This is a genomic window from Corynebacterium sp. NPDC104732 (assembly GCF_055583565.1).
The window spans coordinates 96,298-117,157 of record NZ_JBVJNS010000001.1 but is presented as its reverse complement, the minus strand read 5'-3'; the positions used below and the strand labels follow the sequence as shown (position 1 = coordinate 117,157).

Annotated in this window: 17 protein-coding genes; 10 read left to right on the top strand and 7 right to left on the bottom strand. The window is 60.5% G+C overall.

What is annotated here, in order from left to right; genetic code table 11:
• Nucleotides 1-53: 53 nt before the first annotated feature.
• Nucleotides 54-2,864, bottom strand: a complete 2,811-nt coding sequence (can, locus tag ACZ6ZO_RS00540; protein WP_182386158.1) for an aconitate hydratase — start codon at nt 2,862-2,864, stop codon at nt 54-56.
• A 226-nt stretch (nt 2,865-3,090) separates the two neighbouring features.
• Between can and ACZ6ZO_RS00535 the strand changes: the two genes are divergently transcribed.
• From ACZ6ZO_RS00535 to ACZ6ZO_RS00525, 3 genes are all read left to right on the top strand, one after another.
• Nucleotides 3,091-3,648, top strand: coding sequence for an Rv1476 family membrane protein (locus tag ACZ6ZO_RS00535; protein WP_182386157.1), 558 nt, complete (start codon nt 3,091-3,093; stop codon nt 3,646-3,648).
• A 357-nt stretch (nt 3,649-4,005) separates the two neighbouring features.
• Complete coding sequence (locus ACZ6ZO_RS00530) at nt 4,006-5,685, top strand: DIP1281 family NlpC/P60 protein (RefSeq protein ID WP_232843284.1); 1,680 nt, start codon at nt 4,006-4,008, stop codon at nt 5,683-5,685.
• Between the two features lie 25 nt (nt 5,686-5,710).
• On the top strand, nt 5,711-6,763 hold the full coding sequence (locus ACZ6ZO_RS00525) for a ferrochelatase (protein ID WP_465289801.1): 1,053 nt from the start codon (nt 5,711-5,713) through the stop codon (nt 6,761-6,763).
• Here the strand turns inward: ACZ6ZO_RS00525 and ACZ6ZO_RS00520 are convergent.
• On the bottom strand, nt 6,760-7,539 hold the full coding sequence (locus ACZ6ZO_RS00520; protein ID WP_182386155.1) for a hypothetical protein: 780 nt from the start codon (nt 7,537-7,539) through the stop codon (nt 6,760-6,762). The genes ACZ6ZO_RS00525 and ACZ6ZO_RS00520 overlap by 4 nt on opposite strands.
• A gap of 34 nt (nt 7,540-7,573) precedes the next feature.
• Between ACZ6ZO_RS00520 and ACZ6ZO_RS00515 the strand changes: the two genes are divergently transcribed.
• From ACZ6ZO_RS00515 to ACZ6ZO_RS00505, 3 genes are read left to right on the top strand one after another with little or no spacing between them, the layout of a single operon-like run.
• Nucleotides 7,574-8,410 (top strand): DUF3097 domain-containing protein, encoded by an 837-nt coding sequence (locus ACZ6ZO_RS00515; RefSeq protein WP_182386154.1) that lies wholly within the window; start codon nt 7,574-7,576, stop codon nt 8,408-8,410.
• Between the two features lie 40 nt (nt 8,411-8,450).
• Nucleotides 8,451-8,879: an NfeD family protein gene (locus tag ACZ6ZO_RS00510; RefSeq protein WP_465289800.1), complete on the top strand. Its 429-nt coding sequence runs from the start codon at nt 8,451-8,453 to the stop codon at nt 8,877-8,879.
• Nucleotides 8,880-10,070: an SPFH domain-containing protein gene (locus ACZ6ZO_RS00505; protein WP_182386152.1), complete on the top strand. Its 1,191-nt coding sequence runs from the start codon at nt 8,880-8,882 to the stop codon at nt 10,068-10,070.
• Here ACZ6ZO_RS00505 and ACZ6ZO_RS00500 read toward each other — a convergent pair.
• Together ACZ6ZO_RS00500 and ACZ6ZO_RS00495 are read right to left on the bottom strand one after the other, a co-directional pair.
• Entirely contained in the window at nt 10,021-10,629 is a 609-nt protein-coding gene (locus ACZ6ZO_RS00500; RefSeq protein ID WP_465289799.1) for a MarR family transcriptional regulator, read from the bottom strand. The genes ACZ6ZO_RS00505 and ACZ6ZO_RS00500 overlap by 50 nt on opposite strands.
• Before the next feature lie 9 nt (nt 10,630-10,638).
• Nucleotides 10,639-11,331, bottom strand: a complete 693-nt coding sequence (locus tag ACZ6ZO_RS00495; RefSeq protein ID WP_465289797.1) for a TVP38/TMEM64 family protein — start codon at nt 11,329-11,331, stop codon at nt 10,639-10,641.
• Between the two features lie 296 nt (nt 11,332-11,627).
• Here ACZ6ZO_RS00495 and ACZ6ZO_RS00490 point away from each other — a divergent pair, with 296 nt between their 5' ends.
• The 3 genes from ACZ6ZO_RS00490 to meaB all read left to right on the top strand — a co-directional run bounded on the left by ACZ6ZO_RS00490 (nt 11,628) and on the right by meaB (nt 16,886).
• A complete protein-coding gene (locus ACZ6ZO_RS00490) occupies nt 11,628-13,493 on the top strand; it encodes a methylmalonyl-CoA mutase family protein (RefSeq protein ID WP_465289795.1) in 1,866 nt (621 codons plus the stop codon).
• 6 nt (nt 13,494-13,499) lie between these two features.
• Entirely contained in the window at nt 13,500-15,704 is a 2,205-nt protein-coding gene (gene scpA, locus ACZ6ZO_RS00485) for a methylmalonyl-CoA mutase (RefSeq protein WP_208767475.1), read from the top strand.
• Between the two features lie 90 nt (nt 15,705-15,794).
• Nucleotides 15,795-16,886 carry a methylmalonyl Co-A mutase-associated GTPase MeaB gene (gene meaB, locus ACZ6ZO_RS00480; RefSeq protein WP_465289793.1) on the top strand — a complete coding sequence of 364 codons (1,092 nt, stop codon included), beginning with the start codon at nt 15,795-15,797 and terminating at the stop codon, nt 16,884-16,886.
• Here meaB and ACZ6ZO_RS00475 read toward each other — a convergent pair.
• Nucleotides 16,883-18,283: an HNH endonuclease signature motif containing protein gene (locus ACZ6ZO_RS00475; protein ID WP_465289791.1), complete on the bottom strand. Its 1,401-nt coding sequence runs from the start codon at nt 18,281-18,283 to the stop codon at nt 16,883-16,885. The genes meaB and ACZ6ZO_RS00475 overlap by 4 nt on opposite strands.
• A gap of 114 nt (nt 18,284-18,397) precedes the next feature.
• Here ACZ6ZO_RS00475 and ACZ6ZO_RS00470 point away from each other — a divergent pair, with 114 nt between their 5' ends.
• A complete protein-coding gene (locus ACZ6ZO_RS00470) occupies nt 18,398-18,811 on the top strand; it encodes a cupin domain-containing protein (RefSeq protein WP_182386145.1) in 414 nt (137 codons plus the stop codon).
• 2 nt (nt 18,812-18,813) lie between these two features.
• On the opposite strand, the gene ACZ6ZO_RS00465 is transcribed toward ACZ6ZO_RS00470, so the two are convergent.
• Both ACZ6ZO_RS00465 and ACZ6ZO_RS00460 read right to left on the bottom strand, forming a co-directional pair.
• Nucleotides 18,814-19,386: a GNAT family N-acetyltransferase gene (locus ACZ6ZO_RS00465; RefSeq protein WP_182386144.1), complete on the bottom strand. Its 573-nt coding sequence runs from the start codon at nt 19,384-19,386 to the stop codon at nt 18,814-18,816.
• 9 nt (nt 19,387-19,395) lie between these two features.
• Nucleotides 19,396-20,853: an SDR family NAD(P)-dependent oxidoreductase gene (locus tag ACZ6ZO_RS00460; RefSeq protein WP_465289789.1), complete on the bottom strand. Its 1,458-nt coding sequence runs from the start codon at nt 20,851-20,853 to the stop codon at nt 19,396-19,398.
• Nucleotides 20,854-20,860 lie beyond the last annotated feature (7 nt).

The following is a 20,860-nucleotide window of genomic DNA, read 5'->3' as shown; positions in this document are numbered from 1 at the left end:
GCCCGCCGCTAGCGGGAACTAGTCAGCCCCAGTCGAGATGATCACAGTGGCAATTAGCCCTTGATCATGTTGCGCAGCACGAACTGCAGGATGCCACCGTTACGGTAGTAATCGGCTTCACCCGGGGTGTCGATGCGCACAACTGCATCGAATTCGACCTTGTCGCCGGACTCCTTGGTTGCGGTGACCTTCACGGTCTTAGGGGTCACACCGTTGTTCAGCTCCTCGATGCCCTCGATGTCGAAGGTCTCGGTGCCGTCCAGGCCCAGGGAAGCGTGGGATTCACCAGCTGGGAACTGCAGTGGGATAACGCCCATGCCGATCAGGTTGGAGCGGTGAATACGCTCGAAGGACTCGGTGATGACGGCCTTCACGCCGAGCAGGTTGGTGCCCTTAGCAGCCCAGTCACGGGAAGAACCGGTGCCGTATTCCTTACCAGCCAGAACGACCAGTGGGATGCCAGCAGCCTTGTAGTTCTCGCAGGCGTCGAAGATGAAGGCCTGCTCGCCGCCCTTGGTGAAGTCGCGGGTGTAGCCACCAGCGATGTCCACCAGCTGGTTCTGGAGGCGGATGTTGGCGAAGGTACCACGCATCATGACCTCGTGGTTACCACGACGGGAACCGAGGGAGTTGTAGTCCTTGCGCTCAACGCCATTGGCATCCAGGTACTGAGCAGCTGGGGTGCCCGGCTTGATGGAGGAAGCAGGGGAGATGTGGTCAGTGGTGACCGAGTCGCCCAGCTTAGCCAGGACGCGTGCGCCCTTAATGTCCTTGACAGGAGCTGGCTCAAGCTCCATGCCGTCGAAGTACGGAGCCTTGCGGATGTAGGTGGAGTTCTCATCCCACTCGAAGGTCTTGCCCTCTGGGGTTGGGAGGTTCTGCCACTGCTCGTCTCCCTTGAATACGTCGGCGTAATCAGCTTCGTACAGCTCACGGGAGATGGACTGCTCGATGGTAGCCTCGATCTCCTCGGTGGATGGCCAGATGTCCTTCAGGAAGACGTCGTTGCCGTCCTGGTCTTGACCCAGCGCCTGGGTTTCGAAGTCGAAGTCCATGGTGCCGGCAATGGCGTAAGCGATGACCATGATTGGCGAAGCCAGGTAGTTCATCTTTACGTCAGGGGAGATGCGGCCTTCGAAGTTACGGTTACCGGACAGAACTGCGGTAGCTGCCAGGTCAGCCTCGTTGATGGCCTTGGACACCTCGGTTGGCAGTGGGCCGGAGTTACCGATACAGGTGGTGCAGCCGAAGCCGGAGAGGTAGAAGCCGAGAGCCTCGAGGTCCTTCCACAGGTCAGCGCGCTTGTAGTAGCCGTCGACAACCTGGGAGCCAGGTGCACAGATGGTCTTGACCCATGGCTTAGCCTTCAGGCCCTTTTCAGCGGCCTTGCGTGCGATCAGGCCAGCGCCGATCATCACAGATGGGTTAGAGGTGTTGGTGCAAGAGGTGATGGACGCAATCGCAACCATGCCGTGGTCGAGGGTGTACTCGCCGCCCTTAGGGGAGGTCACGGTGATTGGGTTGGATGGGCGACCAACGCGGCCAACAGCAGCGGACTCGCCGTTGCCAGCCTGGGAGACGTTGAGGTCGGTGACCTGTGCGGAGGTCTCCTCCAGGGCCTCACCTTCAGCCTCCATGCGCTTTGCAGGAAGGGACTCGTCGGTGCAGACTTCGTCGTTGGTGTAGTTGGCCAGGTCCTTGCGGAACTGCTCCTTGGCCTCGGACAGCAGGATGCGGTCCTGTGGACGCTTCGGGCCAGCGATGGAAGGAACAACGGTGGACAGGTCCAGCTCGAGGTACTCGGAGTAGGTTGCCTCTGGGGCGTCCTGCTCCAGCCACATGCCCTGAGCCTTAGCGTATGCCTCGACCAGTGCGCACTGCTCTTCGGAGCGGCCGGTGAGGTGCATGTACTTGACGGTCTCCTCGTCGATCGGGAAGATCGCACAGGTGGAGCCGAACTCTGGGGACATGTTGCCGATCGTGGCACGGTTAGCCAGTGGGATAGCCTTCACACCGTTGCCGTAGAACTCGACGAACTTCTGAACCACACCGTGCTCACGCAGCATCTGGGTGATGGTCAGAACGACGTCGGTAGCGGTAACGCCCACTGGGATCTCGCCGGTCAGCTTGAAGCCGACGACGCGAGGGATGAGCATGGACACTGGCTGGCCGAGCATTGCGGCCTCAGCCTCGATGCCACCCACGCCCCAGCCCAGGATGCCCAGGCCGTTTTCCATGGTGGTGTGGGAGTCAGTACCGATGCAGGTGTCTGGGTATGCCAGGCCGTCGTTGTCGAAGACGACGCGAGCCAGGTTCTCAATGTTCACCTGGTGGACAATGCCGGTTCCTGGAGGCACAACGCGGAAGTTGGAGAAGGCCTTGGAGCCCCAGCGCAGGAACTTGTAGCGCTCTTCGTTGCGCTCGTACTCAATGTCAACGTTGGTCTTCAGTGCTTCCTTAGAAGCAAAGGCCTCAACGATAACGGAGTGGTCGATGACCATCTCAGCAGGGTTGAGTGGGTTAACCTTGTCCGGGTCGCCACCGAGGGTCTTGACAGCTTCGCGCATGGTTGCGAGGTCAACGACACAAGGAACGCCGGTGAAGTCCTGCATCAGCACACGTGCTGGGGTGAACTGGATTTCGATGCTTGGCTCTGCCGAAGCGTCCCAGTTAGCAATCGCGTTGATGTGATCGGCGGTGATGTTGGCGCCATCTTCGGTGCGCAGCAGGTTCTCGCCAAGAACCTTAAGAGAGTATGGCAGTTTCTCCATGCCAGGCACTGCGCTGAGGGCGTAGTAGTCGTAAGACTTGTCGCCTACGGTCAGCGTGCTCTTGGCACCGAAGGAGTTCTTGCTAATCGTCACAGTCAGCTCCACTTCCTATTGTTATGGGTGAGTAAACGATCGGGTATTAACCATCGTCTACGAGACAGTTTAACAGTACGAGCGTTCTGTTGAGGCATTGAACCTCCAACCTGCCCCTATCTGGGGACTACTGGCCACCACAACAGGCCCGAAAACACTGTCTAGCTCACAGCCTACGTGGAAAACTTGCGCGATATGGGCGAGTCACCGCGAAGCACAGGGAAATGTGACACTAAACTCTGGATCCGTCCGCGCCCCCAACACTAAGGAAGCTGTCATGATCCCGTCAGATATTGATATCGTCTCGATGCGCGATCAAATCAATGCAGATGGCGTGGCTATCGGACAGCTGGGCATCGAACACCCAACCCTAGAACCGGAACTGCAAAATGTGGCACAGTACGGGCTGGACACCAATTTCGGACGTACTGCCTTCGTTATTCTCGATCACACGCCGCCGGAGGCGGGTGCGACGCGCGACGTTGCCCAGGAGCTGTTAAACACTACCGACTTTGACACCATCATCGTGCGCGCGCCTGGATCTGGGGCAGTAGTCAGTCACGACTTCTCACGCGCCGCCCTAGAGGCCGCGCAGTACGACTTCCTCTCCAACCCTGAAATCGCCCCGGCAGCGCGCCAGTTCATCGACACTCTGAATGGACCTGTGTTCCCTTGGATGTGGATCAATATCGTTATCGCCGCGTTATTGGGGCTCGCGATTGTTATCACCGCCATCCACACCTTCCGCTACAGTCAAGCCAAAACGCTTGACCGCTCGCAATAGTTGCAATCGCACCTCAATCGCGTAACGACACGCCCCTTTTTCGCAATGTGATATATTTCACATTCGATATCATTCCGTAACATTCTCGCAGGCCAGCACCATAAACGTAAGTCATGGGGCTGGCCTTTACTAGTGTGACTAACGAGTCAAGAGTGTCTTTATTGGGTCGTTGTGGCTTATTGTTCTTGTTGTCGGCTCATGAGTTGGCTGATTCACAATAAGTTAATTGAGGCTGTATTTGCTGATGTGGGGAAGCATTGTGCAGAAATCAAGCCTAGAAGGTTGACCTAATGTGTGTTGGCGGGACGCGTGAGCCACATCCTGTACGCAGTTAGCGAAGGTGAATGGAGTTACCCCGTGGCAACGATCAAGGATCCGCAGTCCCGCCTGGCCTCAGCCAGGGCTTTGGTGGCGGTTGCAGCATGCTGCGCGACCATTGGTTCGGCGACTGCGCTCGCCCAACCGGTACCTCCACCGAACCCGTCCGACGCGGACATCAAGGCAGCCGAGGATGCAGTCAACGCAGGTAACGGGGACGTCGCGCGCCTTGCCACCACCTTGTCTGAAAAAGAGGCCGAGATTACTCGCCTCGAAAACGAGATGGGTGGACTGCGCGAAGCCGTGAACAAGGCGATGGTCGACCTGCAAACTGCACAGGCCGAAGCCCAGAAGGCGCGCGAAGAAGTCGACCTTGCCAAGCAGGATTTGGATGCCAGCCAGAAAGCGATCGAACAGGCTCAGCACACCCTCGACGAAGTCTCCCGCGCGGCTTACCGACGCGGTTCCGCCAATGGTGCCGTCTCCGGTGCAGCCGGCACCGGCAACACCGAGGACGCTCTAGCTCGCCAGACGTATCTGCGCCAGAACGCGGCCAAGCAGCGTGCAGCGATCGAAGAGCTGGATCGCCTGCGTACCGAAGCCGCAAACAAAGAATCTGTGCTGCGTGAAAAGCGCGCCATTGCAGAACAGCGGGAACGGGAAGCATCCGCTGCCCAGTCCGCTGCGCAGCAAGCGTACGACACCAACTCTGCACTGTTGGCCCAGCGCAACGCCGAGCACAAGAGCCTGGTAGAAGAGCGAAACACCGCTAAGGCTCGTCTCGAAGCTGCGAAGGCTAACAGTGGCACTTTGCATCAGCAGCGCAAGGAATACCAGGACTTCCTAAAGGCGGAGGAGGAGCGCAAGGCTGCCGAGAAGGCCGCAGCGGAAGCCGCTGCCGCCAAGGCAAAGGCCGAGGAAGAGGCTCGCCAAAAAGCACAAGCAGAGGCCGAGGCCCGCGCCCGCGCAGCTGCGGCAGCTGAGGCGGAACGCGCGGCTGCCCAGGCTCAGGCGGAGCAAGCCGCAGCCGCTGCTGCTGCAGCCCAGGCAGAGGCAGCCGCACGACAGCAACGCGAAGCTGAACTGCAACAGCAGCAAAACGATGCTGTGGCAGCCGCTACCGCTGCGGCCGCAGCGCTCGCCGCAGCCGAGGCAGCAAACACTCAAGCAAACAGTGGGATCTTTGGTGAGAACGATTACCTTGACTTGGGTAATCTCGCTGACGCATTAGCTGCGGCGGTTGGGGCCGTCGCTAAGCCGTCCGGCAATGCACCGACGGCCCCGGCCACCGGTAGCCGCGCGCAACGCATCGAAACCATGATTGCTCGCGCTCAAGCCCAGGTCGGCGTACCTTACGCCTGGGGTGGTGGCGACGCGAACGGCCCAACCCAGGGTATCCGCGATGGCGGCGTCGCTGACTCCTACGGCGACTACAACAAGATCGGCTTCGACTGCTCTGGTCTGGTGCTCTACGCCTTCGCCGGCGTCGGCATCGATCTGCCACACTACACCGGCTACCAGTACCAGCGCGGTACCAAGGTGTCTCCAAGCGAGATGCAACGTGGCGACCTCATCTTCTACGGTCCAAACGCAGAAAATCACGTTGCGATCTACCTCGGTGACGGCATGATGATCGAAGCCCCACAGTCCGGAGCAACGGTGTCGGTCAACCCGGTTCGCTGGAGTGGAATGAGCCCCTACGCCGTGCGATTGATCTAACACCGCGTGCGCTAGGGTAGTCTGCATGACCCAGAACGAGGACTTGATCTCAGGCCTGCCATTCGATGCACTTCTCGTGTTGTCGTTTGGCGGGCCTGAGGGCGTTGCCGACGTGCGCCCCTTCATGGAAAACGTCACCCGTGGGCGCGGTATCCCGCCAGAGCGACTCGACGACGTCTGTGAGCACTACTACCACTTCGACGGCGTCAGCCCGCTCAACGGATTGAACCGGGAGATCGTCGCGCACCTCCAACGGGCCCTTCCTGGGCTTCCCATCTACTTCGGCAACCGGAACTGGCACCCCTTCGGGACCGAGGCCGCCGAGCAGCTGGTGGCGGACGGGCACCGCAACGTCGCAGTCCTGGCAACCTCCGCGTGGGGCGGATACTCAGGATGCCGACAATATGACGAAGACATCACCCACATCCGCAAGCACCTGCAACAACGCGGCCTTCCCGAGGTCACGTTCACTAAGCTGCGCCAATTCTATGACCACCCGCTGTTCATCAAAGCAAGCGTCGATAGCGTACGGGACGCCATCACTGCCTTAGGCGAAGCTGAATTCCGCCTCGTCTTCACCGCCCATTCCATCCCCACGGCCGCTGACCAATCCTCCGGCACCCCTGACGACGGCCCGCTTTATTCCACTCAGGTACGCCGCTCCGCGGAACTCATCGCGTCCGAGCTGAGAATTGCTGACTGGGATCTGGTCTGGCAGTCTCGTTCCGGCGCCCCGCACATCCCGTGGTTGGAACCGGACATCGTCGACCATGCTGCCGCGCTTGCCGACGACGGCGTCCGCAATCTCATCGTCTACCCAGTCGGGTTCATCTCCGACCACATCGAGGTCGTGTGGGACCTTGACACGGAGCTCACGGACGAAGCTAACAAGAATGGCCAGCGTGTTGTCCGCGCCGCAACGATCGGCCCCACGGAGGAATTCACCCAGCTAGTAATTGAGCTGCTGCGCGAACATGCTCAGCAGCAACCACAGCGTCTTGGCCGTGGCTGCAGCGTCAACGGGCAACCTTGCGCCGCGAACTGCTGCGTCCCGACGCGCCGCCCGCGATCCTCTTAACACCGCGCCAATTCGTGCACCGCGTAGCTCACCCCAGCGGTGCGCGCCATCCGGACATTGCGCATGAGCGGGAGCAACACCGGGTCCAGAGAATGATCCCCAACATGGCTGGACACCGTTTCAATGATCGCAGCCACCCGGTCCGCGCGAGCGAACAGTTTCGCGGCGCGCGGTGGGGTAGAAAACGGAAGACCTGGGGTGTCATAGAAGTCCGTTAGGGTGCCAACTGTGAGGCGGGGGTTCGGCAGGTCCGGAGTGACGTGGGGGATGGCGTCGATAAGCTGCGCCGCGGAGCGGGTGGCGTCGGCAAGCAGCAGGTCTGCCTCCCCAGGGGAGAGGTAGTGCTGCGCCGGCAACGGCTCCGCCTCGGCGAAAATCTCGCATGCCAACCCGCCGCCGCGGTCCACGGGCACCACCACGTGGCTGCGAAACCTGTCCGGGGTGGGTAGCACCAACGCGCCCATTCCGCTCGCCAGCGTGGCCCGGGCGCTCGGCGAGCCAGCCCGCAGCCCTGGCGCCTCACCCGGGCCGCACAATACGAGCTGGATGACGGGTTCCCCAGCATCCAGGCTTTCGGCCGCCAGCCGCCGGATGGTACGCAGCAGCTCAAGCGTGTTTCCAGGCGCATCAGGTTGCACGCCAGCGATCCTGATGTCTCCGCCCAGCGCGCGCAGCGCGTCCACACATTCATCGGTGGCGATGTGGCCGTGCAGCCACGACGCCAACCAGATCGCGATGTTCTGGAGCGGGGAGTAGACATGTGCGCGCTGATCCATAATCTAGATAAGTTACCCGATAGGCTTGACTGTCATGACTGACCGATATGCAGGAGACATCTTTTCCGGACATTCCCGCAGCAAGCGGCCACAGTATCCCGCGGTTCCGGCGGAGCCCGGACTGGTGGTTGAGGTGCTGGCTGACGGCTTTGTCGGCGCGGTGGTAGGCTTCGAGCGCACCTACGACGGCGATTTCATTCGGTTGGAGGATCGGCACGGCCGAGAGCGACTGTTCAAGATGGTCACCGGCGCGTTCCTGGTGGAGGGGCAGCGAGTGTCCCTGACGCGATATGTGCCAAAGCAAGCCCCGGCGCAGTCAAACTCTGGATCCCGCAAGGTGGCAAACGTCCAAGCCAAGGTGGCCGCGCCGTCGCGGATTTGGGTGGAGGGCATCCATGATGCGGCGATCGTGGAAAAGATTTGGGGCCATGACCTGCGCGTCGAGGGCGTAGTGGTGGAGTATCTGGAGGGACTGGACAATCTCCCGGAACGCCTCGCCGAGTTTGGTCCGGGGCCGGGTCGTCGCGTCGGGGTGTTAGCTGATCACCTGGTGCAAGGTTCTAAAGAGACCCGGTTGGTGGAGAACGTGGGCCCACACGTGCTGGTCACCGGGCACCCATTCATCGATATTTGGGCTGCTGTGAAGCCGAACAAGCTGGGCCTGCGCGCGTGGCCGGAGGTGCCGTACGGGGAGGACTGGAAGACGGGAGTGTGCCGTCGCGTGGGGTGGAGTGATCCTCGGGAAGGCTGGAACCGCGTATATAACGCCGTGGAAAGCTTCCGGGACCTGGATGCGACACTGATCGGGGCGGTGGAGAAGCTGGTGGACTGGGTCACCGTCCCGGAACTAAGTAAAGAAGATTTTCGTTAGCGTCGCCCCCGAAGTATAGGTTTAGGTAGATTAGTAAATCGTGGGACCCATCATTTGGTTTATCGCAGCGCTCGTCCTGGCATCAGCGGAATTGCTCGCCGGCGAGTTCACCATGCTCATGCTTGCCGGGGCAGCCTTAGCGACGGCCGGTGCCGCCATTCCTGGCATCCCGTTGTGGGCCGAAATTGCCTGCTTCGCCGTCTCGGCCCTCCTCCTGTTGGTCTTCCTCAAGCCATATCTGTATCGGCATTTGACTAGAAAGCCGGTGCTGGATACGTCGGTGAAGGCCTTGGAGGGACAGCGCGCAGTGGTGCTGGAAGAGGTGACTGGTACCGGGGGCCAGGTCCGGTTGGATGGTTCGATTTGGTCTGCCCGGAGTATCGATCCCACGACCCCGATCGCGGTCGGCGAAGAAGTAAACGTAGTAAGTATCGATGGCACAACCGCCGTCGTGTGGAAGGAGCTATAGATGGCAGGTCTTTTTGCCCTCATCGTCATTTTGCTCTTTGTGGTGATTGTGCTGGTGAAATCCATCGCGTTGATTCCACAGGGAGAAGCGGCAGTTATTGAGCGCCTCGGACGATACACCAGGACAGTGTCCGGTGGCATCACGTTGCTGGTGCCGTTTGTTGACCGGGTTCGTGCCAAGGTGGATACCCGCGAGCGCGTCGTATCATTCCCACCGCAAGCGGTGATTACCGAGGACAACCTGACGGTGGCTATTGACACCGTGGTGACGTTCCAGATCAACGATCCGGCGCGCGCCATTTACGGCGTGGATAACTACATCGTGGGTGTGGAGCAGATTTCCACCGCAACGCTGCGCGATGTTGTCGGTGGTATGACGCTGGAGGAGACCCTGACCTCCCGTGAAGTGATCAACCGTCGGCTGCGTGGTGAGCTGGACGCAGCTACCACCAAGTGGGGCCTTCGTATCTCCCGCGTGGAATTGAAGGCAATTGATCCACCACCATCGATTCAGCAGTCGATGGAAAAGCAGATGAAAGCGGACCGCGAGAAGCGCGCCACAATTCTTACCGCAGAAGGTCAGCGTGAGGCGGACATCAAGACCGCTGAGGGTGAAAAGCAGGCCAAGATCCTGGCTGCGGAAGGCGAGAAGCACGCTGCAATTCTCGCCGCAGAGGCAGAGCGCCAGGCGATGATCCTGCGGGCAGAGGGCGAGCGTGCGGCGAAGTACCTCAAGGCCCAGGGTGAAGCACGTTCGATTCAGAAGGTCAACGCGGCGATCAAGTCCTCGCAGCTCACGCCAGAAGTCTTGGCGTACCAGTACCTGGAGAAGTTGCCGAAGATGGCACAGGGTTCCGCGAACAAGGTCTGGATGGTTCCGAGCCAGTTCGGGGATTCCCTGGAACAATTCGCCCGCGCGATGGCGAAGAAGGACGACGATGGGGTCTTCCGTTACGAGCCACCAGCGGTGAGCGAAACCGATAAAAAGATCACGGAGCAGGAAGATACCGACGAGTGGTTCAACACGGAATCGGATCCGGAAATTGCGGCTGCCGTCGCAGCTGCGAATGCAGTGGCCAACAAGCCTGTCGAGCCGGAGGTTCCTGAGCTCAAGAAGCAGCTGCCGCAGGCTCAGCCACAGCCTAGCTTCCCGGAGCCTCAGTTAGCTCCTCAGCCCGTCGAAGAAGATTAACGGCAAGCTGCCACCCGGCGGTTTCCGCTTGCCACCCAGCCGCCTGCAGCCGTTGGGACATCGCCTGCTTGGTGATTCCCAGCTCTGCGGCGGCTTCGTTTTGGTTATAGCCACGCCGCATCAGTGACGTAGCTTCGCGCCCTTCGATGCTGCGCTTAGCCAGTACGGTGGCGAGCATCAGGAAACAGGCGGCGATGTCGCTGGCCCACTCGTCGGCGTCCGGCTTTAGCGTACGTGGGCCATGAACCCGCACCTCGACGACGCCCACCCGTGCCCGGGCGCCTAGTGCAGCACTGGCAATCTTAGTGACGACGTCCGAGGTTGGGTTCGTAGCTGTGGGCGCGATGCCGATCCCGATTGCCCATTCCCCAGCGGACAACAGCGCCATCGTCGTATCGGCTACTGCTTCCGGGGTGTCAACTACCGCGCAAATGTCCTCCACACCAAGGATGTCAAATGTGCCGACGCCTTCCATAGTGGACAGAGCTTCCGCGGATCGGGCGACGAGTTCGGCGCGCCGGACAGCGCGGCCACGATAGCGGGCATGGATCGCAAACATGAGCCTAGTCTACGTTTTAGACTTGACTGGTAGCAATAAATCCGCCATAAATCCAAGGACTCCGATGATAAACAGGGTTCCCAAAAGGAGCGCGGCGTGATTGTTTTCCCCTAACGCCACAGAGTCGCCGAGCAACACTCCAATAATCGTCGACGGGGCAGAGCCACACAGTGTCGCTAGGGTAAAGTCTTTGCGTTTTACGGGAGTGATGGCGCAGGCGTAGTTCAGTACTGAGAAAGGAATGCCGGGAATTAACCGCAGGCAGAAAATGGAGAAGAATCCGCGGTGCTGCAACCGCTGATTGATCTTTGTTAGGGCCTTGTGGTTGCGGTGGGTCCGTGCAAGACGTGAAGTCCACGAGTCCGCTGTAGAGCCTTCCGGATCAGATCCCAACAAAGCCCGCACGAGCGTGATGTTGATGAGGGCGGCGAGCGTCGTCCCCAGCAGTGCAATTCCTATCCCCAACGCTGATCCAAAGAGCAGTCCGGACGAAACCGTCAGTGCGGTACGGGGGATGGGGAACTGCGTCACCGTGACATAGAGGAGTGCAAACAGCGCGATGGACCACTGGCCGTAGCTGTCTACCCATTGGCGCATCTCAGTGATGGAGGGGAGCTGCACTGTCGTCGCGAGGACGATTCCGGCAGCGAGGAACGCGAGAAATGCACAGATCCGCCACCACGGTGGTCCTTGGGTTCGCATGGTATTCCAGGTTAGTTTAGTGGTTGAGCGGGTGTAGTGGGCGGCGTCAACATTAGCCCCGAATTCAGCGTTGTTACACCGCTTTAACTGCAGCTTTATGAGTTCGATGGTGAATTCGCCTCCCTGTATGTGCGCAAATACGCAACAATTCACTGCGGTGGTGGCTACACTTGTTAGTGATTGTGAGCGAAGCCGTACCTGTATGGAATTGCTCATGGTGTTTTGAACTGAACGTAACCGATCCGGACGAGAGTTCATTTTCGCCCGGGTTCAAGCTCAAGGGGAGAAGGTCCGTAGTGACTGATGTACAGTCTGACGCGGTAAACACCTCGCTTCCTGCTGACTTCGCTGAAACTCAGCAGGATTGGTACAAGGCAGTAGCCAAGGTGTTTGCTCGTGTGCAAAAGAAGGACATTGCTGATGTCCCACTCGACGTGTGGACGAGATTGATCCACACCACCTACGAAGGTATCGACATCAATCCGCTCTACACCCGCGCAGATGAGCTCGCTGAGGTTTCTGCACCTGGTGTGTTCCCATTCACTCGTGGCGATGTCACGCCTTCGGGCTGGGGTGTCACTGAAACGTTTGGTGGCCTGGCTTCCGGCACCGCAGGTGATGCGGCCGCAACCAATAAGGCGATTCTGCACGCCCTGAATAATGGCTCCACCGTTGTGGTGATTGACCTCACCGCGGGGCTGACTGCTGCGGATCTTCCTACCGTCTTGAAGGACGTCTACCTGGATCTGGTTGAGGTTCGCGTACTTGCTGGCGCCAACTTCAAGGCAGCCAGTGACGCACTCAAGGCACTGGCCGAGGAAGCTGGCGTCGCGGAGAAGGCTCGCTTCGAACTGTCCGCCGCGCCGCTGACCGCTGGCTTTGTTGGCACCGAATCCATCGCTCTTGCCGACGCCGTAGCGCTGGCCGTCGAAAACGCCGCCTTCGCTGGCAGCATCCGCACGCTGCTTGTCGACGCCGTGGCCTTCAATAACCAGGGCGCTACGGATGCCCAGGAGATTGGTTTCGCTCTGGCAACCGGTGTTGAGTACGTCCGCGCGCTGACCGCAGCCGGTCTGAGCATCGAGGATGCGCTGGGCCAGATCGCGTTCCGCTTCGCCGCTAGCGATGATCAATTCGCGCAGATCGCTAAGTTCCGCGCTGCCCGGACCCTCTGGGCCCGCGTTGCAGAGGTTCTGGGAGCTCCTGAGGCTGGTTTGGCACCACAGCACGCGCTGACTGCTCCAGCGATGTTCTCCCAGCGTGATCCATGGGTGAACATGCTCCGCGTGACCGTCGCAGCGTTCGCTGCTGGTGTTGGTGGGGCTGACGATGTCGAGGTCCTGCCGTTCGACCACTCCATCTCAGGTGGTCTGCCGGGAACCTCTCGTGTGTTCGCTGCTCGCATTGCCCGCAACACTAACCTGTTGCTATTGGAAGAGTCCCACCTCGGTCACGTGATTGACCCTGCTGGTGGCTCCTACTTCGTCGAGTCCCTGACCCAGCAGCTGGCTGATAAGGCATGGGGCGAGTTCACCGAGGTTGAGGGCAAGGGTGGCCTGCAAGCTGCTGCCGACGCAGTTCAGGACAAGCTAGATGCTTCTTACGAGCGGGTGCGCGCCGACATCGCCCGCCGCGTGAAGAAGGTCACGGGCATTAACGAGTTCCCGAACCTGGGCGAGAAGCCACTGCCTGCCGAGCTGCGCGTCGAACCAGCCGGTGTGCGCCGGTGGGCTGCCGAGTTCGAGGCGCTGCGTAACCGCTCCGACGCCTTCCTGGAAGCCAATGGCAAGCGTCCGCTGATCGGCATGATTCCGATTGGTCCGCTGGCCAAGCACAATGTGCGCACCGGTTTCACCGCGAACTTGCTCGCGTCCGGTGGTATCGAAACTTTGAACCCAGGTCAGCTTGTTGCTGGCACTGACGAGTTTGCGGCTGCTGCGAAGGAAACCGACATCGTGGTGGTGTGTGGCACTGACCAGGAGTATGCGGCTACGGGTGCGGACGTCGTTAAGGCGCTGCGTGAGGCCGGTGCTGGCACTATCTTGGTCGCTGGCGCGGAGAAGTCCTTCGCGGACGCTGAGGTTAAGCCGGACGGCTACGTCAACATGAAAATCGATGCAGCCCAGGTTCTGGCTGAGCTGCTGACCAAGCTGGGAGCGTAAGGAAATATGACTACTATCCCGAATTTCGCTGAGGTGCCACGCACTTCCGACGCGGCTGCTCAGACTGAGCCCCCTGCTGATGGCCAGGTTTGGTCTACGCCGGAAGGCATTGACGTTAAGCGTGTGTACACCCGCTCCGACCGCGACGCGGCCGCTGCCGAGGGACACCCCATTGATTCCTTCCCTGGTATTGCGCCATTCATGCGTGGCCCATACCCAACCATGTACACCAACCAGCCATGGACGATTCGCCAGTACGCTGGTTTCTCCACTGCAGCCGAGTCCAACGCGTTCTACCGTCGCAACCTAGCGGCTGGTCAGAAGGGCCTGTCGGTCGCATTCGACCTGGCTACCCACCGCGGTTATGACTCTGACAACGAGCGTGTGGTCGGTGACGTCGGTATGGCCGGCGTGGCTATCGACTCCATCCTGGACATGCGCCAGCTGTTCGAAGGTATCGACCTCGGCAACGTGTCCGTGTCCATGACCATGAACGGCGCTGTGCTGCCGATCCTCGCGCTGTACATCGTGGCGGCCGAGGAACAGGGCGTGACCCCGGAGCAGCTTGCCGGAACCATTCAGAACGACATTCTGAAGGAGTTCATGGTTCGTAACACCTACATCTACCCGCCGAAGCCATCGATGCGGATCATCTCGAACATCTTCGAGTACACCTCGCTGAAGATGCCTCGCTTCAACTCCATCTCCATCTCCGGCTACCACATCCAGGAGGCGGGCGCTACCGCTGACCTCGAGCTCGCCTACACGCTTGCCGACGGCATCGAGTACATCCGCGCGGGTAAGGAAGTTGGCCTGGACGTGGATAAGTTCGCTCCGCGTCTGTCCTTCTTCTGGGGCATTTCCATGTACACCTTCATGGAGATCGCTAAGCTGCGCGCCGGCCGTCTACTGTGGAGCGAGCTGGTGGCTAAGTTCGACCCGAAGAACCCGAAGTCCCAGTCGCTGCGTACCCACTCCCAGACCTCTGGTTGGTCGCTGACCGCACAGGACGTCTTCAACAACGTCTCCCGTACTGCGATCGAGGCGATGGCCGCGACCCAGGGCCACACCCAGTCGCTGCACACCAACGCTCTGGATGAGGCACTGGCTCTGCCGACTGACTTCTCGGCTCGTATCGCTCGTAACACCCAGTTGTTGCTGCAGCAGGAGTCCGGCACCACCCGTCCAGTGGACCCGTGGGCTGGTTCCTACTACATCGAGTGGCTGACCAATGAGCTGGCTAACCGCGCACGTAAGCACATCGAAGAGGTTGAGGCTGCGGGTGGCATGGCACAGGCAACCGTCGAAGGTATTCCGAAGCTACGCATTGAGGAATCCGCTGCCCGTACCCAGGCTCGTATTGACTCTGGCCGCCAGGCCCTCATTGGTGTGAACAAGTACATCGTTGAGGAAGACGAGCAGATTGAAGTTCTCAAGGTGGAGAACTCCAAGGTGCGTGCGGAGCAGCTGGAGAAGCTGGAGCGCCTGCGTGCCGAGCGCGATGAGCACGAGGTGCAGCGCACCCTGGATGCCCTGACCGCCGCTGCTGCTACTGAGGAGCGCGAGCCGGGCGATCTGGAATCCAACCTGCTGAAGCTGGCCGTGGATGCCGCCCGCGCCAAGGCTACCGTTGGTGAGATCTCCATGGCTTTGGAGAAGGTCTTCGGCCGCCATGAGGCTGAGATCAAGACCCTGTCCGGCGTCTACAAGGACGAGGTCGGAAAGGAAGGCACCGTGTCTAACGTTGCCAAGGCCATTGCCATGGCCGACGCTTTCGAGAAGGAAGAGGGCCGTCGTCCTCGTATCTTCATCGCCAAGATGGGCCAGGATGGCCACGACCGTGGTCAGAAGGTCGTCGCATCCGCCTACGCTGACCTCGGCATGGACGTTGATGTTGGACCGCTGTTCCAGACCCCTGCGGAGGCAGCTCGTAGCGCTGTCGACGCTGACGTCCACGTGGTGGGCGTGTCCTCCCTGGCAGCAGGCCACCTGACCTTGGTTCCTGCACTGAAGGAGGAACTGGCCAAGCTGGGCCGCGAGGACATCATGATCATCGTTGGTGGTGTGATCCCACCGGGTGACTTCCAGGAGCTGTACGATATGGGCGCTTCTGCGATCTACCCACCGGGCACCGTCATCGCGGAGTCTGCGATCGACATGATGACAAAGCTGTCGGCCAACCTGGGCTTTGACCTGAACGTCGACGCCTAATACAGCCTCAAACACCAGCAATCATTCGGGGGTGGCGCACAGTGCGTCGCCCCCGCTCGCTTTTCGACGCCACTAGGAGCGCACCCCATAATGTCCAGCAACTTCCTCGAGCATTCTCTCGGTTCCCTCACCACGACCGCGGGCACGGACGTCGGCATGGCGGTTGCCCCGGAAGCAGTTAAGCGTGCCCGTCGGCGCATCGACGTAGACCAGCTGTATGAGGCTGTGCTGGCGGGGAATCGCACCCAGATGGCGCGGGCAGTGACCCTGCTGGAATCTACGGCCCCGGCACACCGCGTTTTGGCACAAGAGCTGCTGGTCAAGCTGCTGCCGCACTCCGGAAACGCACTCCGCGTCGGCCTCACCGGTGTTCCTGGTGTAGGTAAATCCACCACGATCGAGTCACTGGGAATGAAGCTGATCAAGGAGGGCCACAAGGTAGCGGTCTTGGCTATCGACCCCTCTTCCACAAAGACTCGTGGCTCCATCCTGGGTGATAAAACCCGGATGGCAAAGCTGTCCGCCGAGGACAATGCGTTCATTCGTCCGTCGCCGTCCGCCGGCACCCTTGGAGGTGTGGCGAAGGCGACGCGGGAATCTATGGTGGTGTTCGAGGCCGCGGGATTTGACATCATCATCGTGGAGACCGTTGGTGTGGGCCAGTCCGAGGTGGCGGTGTCTCAGATGGTGGATGTGTTCTGTTTCCTTGCGCTCGCGGGCGCGGGAGACCAGCTCCAGGGCATTAAGAAGGGCGTGCTGGAGATGGCTGAGATCGTGGCCATCAATAAGGCCGACGGGCCGAACCTGAAACAGGCGAAGCGAGCTGCCCGCGAGCTGGCGGCTGCGATGCGGATGGTGCGTCCCGAGGATTCCTTGTGGCACCCACCAACAATCACCATGTCAGCTGTGGAGCATGAAGGGCTCGAGGAGTTCTGGGGTCACGTTCAGGAGCACCACAAGGTGATGCGTGAGTCCGGTCAGTTTGAGCATCGTCGCCGGGAACAACAGGTGGGTTGGATGTGGTCGATGGTGCATGAGACCTTGTTGCAGCGTCTCAACACTAACCCGGATGTGGTGGCAGCCCGTGAATCCGTGGAAACGCAACTACGGCACGGCGAGATTACTCCTACGCTGGCTGCGGAGGAGATCTTGCGTGCCTTTGATGGAGCTACTGGCGACTAGGCTGCTTGGGCGCAGTGCTGGCAGGTAGTTCCTGGTGGTGCCGCGCCGAAGAGTCGCATCATCTGTCCTGGGTTAAACCAGGTGTGGGGGCTGATATTGATGCGCGGTGTTCTGTGCGGGTCGATGTGTTTCGGGGGCCGCCACAGCAGGTGGCCTGTTTTGGAACAGTAGGTCCACCACTTGTCGGGGTCTTCCTGAGCATCGTCGGTGTTTCGGTGGGTGGCGTGTCCGATGAAGGTGAGATTGTCGCCGGCTGACCGTCCGCCGTACCGCCAGGCGCAAATGTGGTGGATTTCGCACATGGCTGCCGGCAGGTGAGAGCCCGGCGTCATGTCACCACCTTGGGCTGCGACGAGTCCGAGGTAGGCGTGGAGGTCTGCAGTTCGTTTGAATTTCCCGAGTTCGATCAGGTTGCCGGTGCCTTCTTCTAGGAGGGCAAGAAAGGCGTTTTTGTCAGCTCCGAGCCTAATCAGGTCGGGGATTGGCAGGAGAGTGCCTACGTCTGTCGCAACGGGCCCTGCAGCGTGGACGAGCTGTTCGATAGACATGGTGGCGACGACTGTCGAGCATCCTCTGGTGGGAGTCATAGCTCCACCCGGCCCCAGGGCGCATTTGAGTGCTGCGACAAGCGCGTCGTGACGGCGTTGCCCGGCGAAGCGGTCATCGTGGTCTTTTTCTCCAGCCGGGAGCAGGTCACCGGGGCCAGCGTAGTCAGCGAACAGCCTGCTCAGCAGGGCGTGGAGCTCCGGTGTTGCAGTGACGTAGAGGCTAGACATCAGGTCAGCGCCCTGGCGGGACAGTGTGGCGTCGCGAAGCTTGCGGCGGTTGTCGTCGGCTGGTTCAGAATCCGCGGCGAGTCCTTGAAGGATTTTTTGGCCAGCCGACCGGAGGTCGTCCGGAGCAAGCTCGGTGGCGAACCCTGCCATCATGGCTTCGACATGGGCGCGGACCTCGGCGGTGATGTCGTCGGGCAACGCCGCCATTGTCTTGGATATTTCTACAGCGGATTCGACGCCGAACAGCCCTTCACGCATTCCTTGTGCAGTATGCGGGTGCGCGGCCGGGGAGGTGTCGGGACTACCGAGAAACGGTGGCTTTTCAAAGACGTCCTCAGCGATGCGTAGGTAATTCCGTAGTTCGGCTCGGGAGAACCTCCCGACATGCCTGAGTTTGTTTGACCCTCCTGCCGTCCTCGGAAAAACCTCGCGTTCGTTGACTAGCTCCCGGAGGGCGTACAGGGTAGTAAGTTGGGCGAGTCGCTCTAGTTCGCGCGTAAGATCGAGAATCTGCCACAACTGTTCAGCATCCATGGCATGATGTTCGAGCACGTCAAAGGCTGCCCGTTGCGCCGCTATCGCGTCCACGAAGCCTTGCTTGACCTGCTCTAATGTGTTCATGGCCCCATTATAAAAATTGGGCCGGACACAACCGGAAGAAAACTAGCACACCTGTTCGAATGAAGTTTAAGTACAATGGGCACCATCTGCACCCAATAACAAAGGAGTTCAATCATGGCTGACCACGGCCCCAACCCTTATGTCCTGGATATCGAAAAGGCAACCACGGATAACGAGAATTTCCGTGACACCCTCTGGACCGGCAAGCACCTGCAGATGACTGTCATGAGCATCCCTGCCGGTGGCGAGATTGGCGCTGAAGTCCACGATGATCACGACCAGTTCCTCCGCGTCGAGGCTGGTAAGGGTCATGTGATGATCGGCGCCGACGAAAACAACCTCGACATTGATCAGGTCGTGGAGGACGACTGGGCTATCTTTGTCCCGGCCGGCAAGTGGCACAACGTGGTCAACGAAGGCGACGAGCCACTGAAGGTCTACTCAATCTACGCCGCCCCGGATCACCTCCCAGGCACCGTCCACGCCACCAAGGAGGACGCGGACAACGATCCGAACGAGCAGCACTAGGCTTATCGACGCAGTACCATCCCCATCTCTGTGACCTGCGGGTCAGTGGTGGGGATTTGCCGTGTTACAGAGAAACCGAACCTCTCATAGAGCCGCTGCGATCCCGGGGTGGTCGCTTCCAAGTAGACCAGCCCTGTAGCGCGCTCTAATCCGTGCCTGAGCAGCCTCGAACCGACACCTTTGCCCTGAGCTGCGGGAGAGACCGCCAGTGCGTAGAGATACCAGTGCGGTTCGGTGGGGTGGTAGGACATGGAGCGGGCGTCGCGAAGCAGCATGCGATAAGCGTCGCCACCATACATCGCGACGTAGCTAGGGAAGTGGAACCAGTGGTCGTCGTTTGGGAGATTCCAGCAAGCGGCGCCAACGAGTGTCGTGCCATCGAAGCACAGGTCCACGACGCCCTCGGGAACAAACTCCACTGCCAACTGGCGCTCGAAGATAGGGGCCATGTCTCCGGCGCGGTTTACCGGACCACATCCTTGAAAGTAGCTCCGAAATGCCGCATCGTCCGCGAATACCTCTGCCATCAACCGCGCAACGTGAGGAATATCCGAACGCTCAGCTTCACGAATCATAACCGCAGGCTACCACGGGTGCGGGCGGTAATCCTTTAGAAAGCAGCCGTAGAGGTCGACGCCATGTTCGCCTTGCACGATCGGATCGTACACGCGGGCGGCGCCATCTACCAGATCAAGTGGGGCGTGAAATCCTTCCCGCGCGAGGCGTTCTTTCACGGTGTGTGGGCGCTCGTCGGTGATCCAGCCGGTATCCACCGCCGTCATGAGGATGCCGTGTTCAAAGAGTTCCCCCGCTGCCGTGCGCGTGAGCATGTTGAGCGCTGCTTTGGACATGTTGGTGTGCGGGTGTCCTGGGCCTTTGTATCCCCGCCCGAACACTCCCTCCATCGCGGACACATTCACGATGTATTTTCGCCGGGCCGTGGCGGCCTCCAGCGCGGGGCGCAGCTCGTTCACGAGGATGAACGGGGCGGTCTGGTTGCACAGCTGCACCTCCAGCAGCTCAAGCGCATCCACATCGCCAACGACGGCCGACCAGGAGTTGGCGCTACCCAGATCTGGGATGAGGCCACCGGCGTCCACAGCGGTACCGTCGGCAATGCGCTCCAATGACGCTGCGCCACCTGACAGTGCCGCTAGCGCCAGCTCCTGGGCATGCGCGGTGCTCGTCCCGCCAGTGAGGGCAGCCGGGTGCAGTGCGGCGGTATCGCCTATGGACAACACCTTGACCTCGCTAGCCGGGCCTTCCAGTGGTGCGGATTCAGCTGCGACCAAGCCGGAATACGCGCCAGGTGAGCGCCGCACCGTTTGCGCGGCATTGTTAATGAGGATGTCAAGAGGCCCCGCCGCGACCACCGACGCCGCAAACTCACTCACAGCGACGGGGTTTCGCAGGTCAATGCCTACGATGTGGAGCCTGTCCAGCCAGTCTGCACTGTCACCGACCGCTGCGAACCGACGGGCCGCATCGCGCGGGAAACGGGTGGTGATGGTGAGGTCGGCGCCGTCGCGAAGCAGCTTGAGCGCAATATACATCCCGATCTTCGCCCGCCCGCCGGTGAGCACCGCCCGCCGGCCTGTGAGGTCTACCCGGGCGTCTCTGCGGGCCCGGTTGTCCGCTGCGCAGTCGGGGCACAGTTGGTGATGAAACGAATCGACCAGCGTGTACGGCTGTTTGCACACATAGCAGTTCTGCGATCGGTACAGCTTCCCGGCCCAACCATGTGGGGTGGCGACAGCTCCTCGTTCGAGAACGACGGGTTCGGAACCCGCGGGGCGCACGAGGATCCCGGCGGTTTCGTCGTCGATACGCTGCGGGTTGGCGGTGGCGGTGCGCGCGAGCACGGCAGCGTCTGCTTTACGACGCCGCTGCTTGGCCGCCGCCCGCCGCTGGCGCTTGACCTCCTTGAAAAGCTTTCCGACAGCCCGTTGCAGCGTCACAGAATCCGGGGAAGTGGGATCCAACGAGCCTGCTTCCTCAAGAACGCGGAGGCAGGTACGTAAATCAGCGGGGTCGATACTCATAGATTTA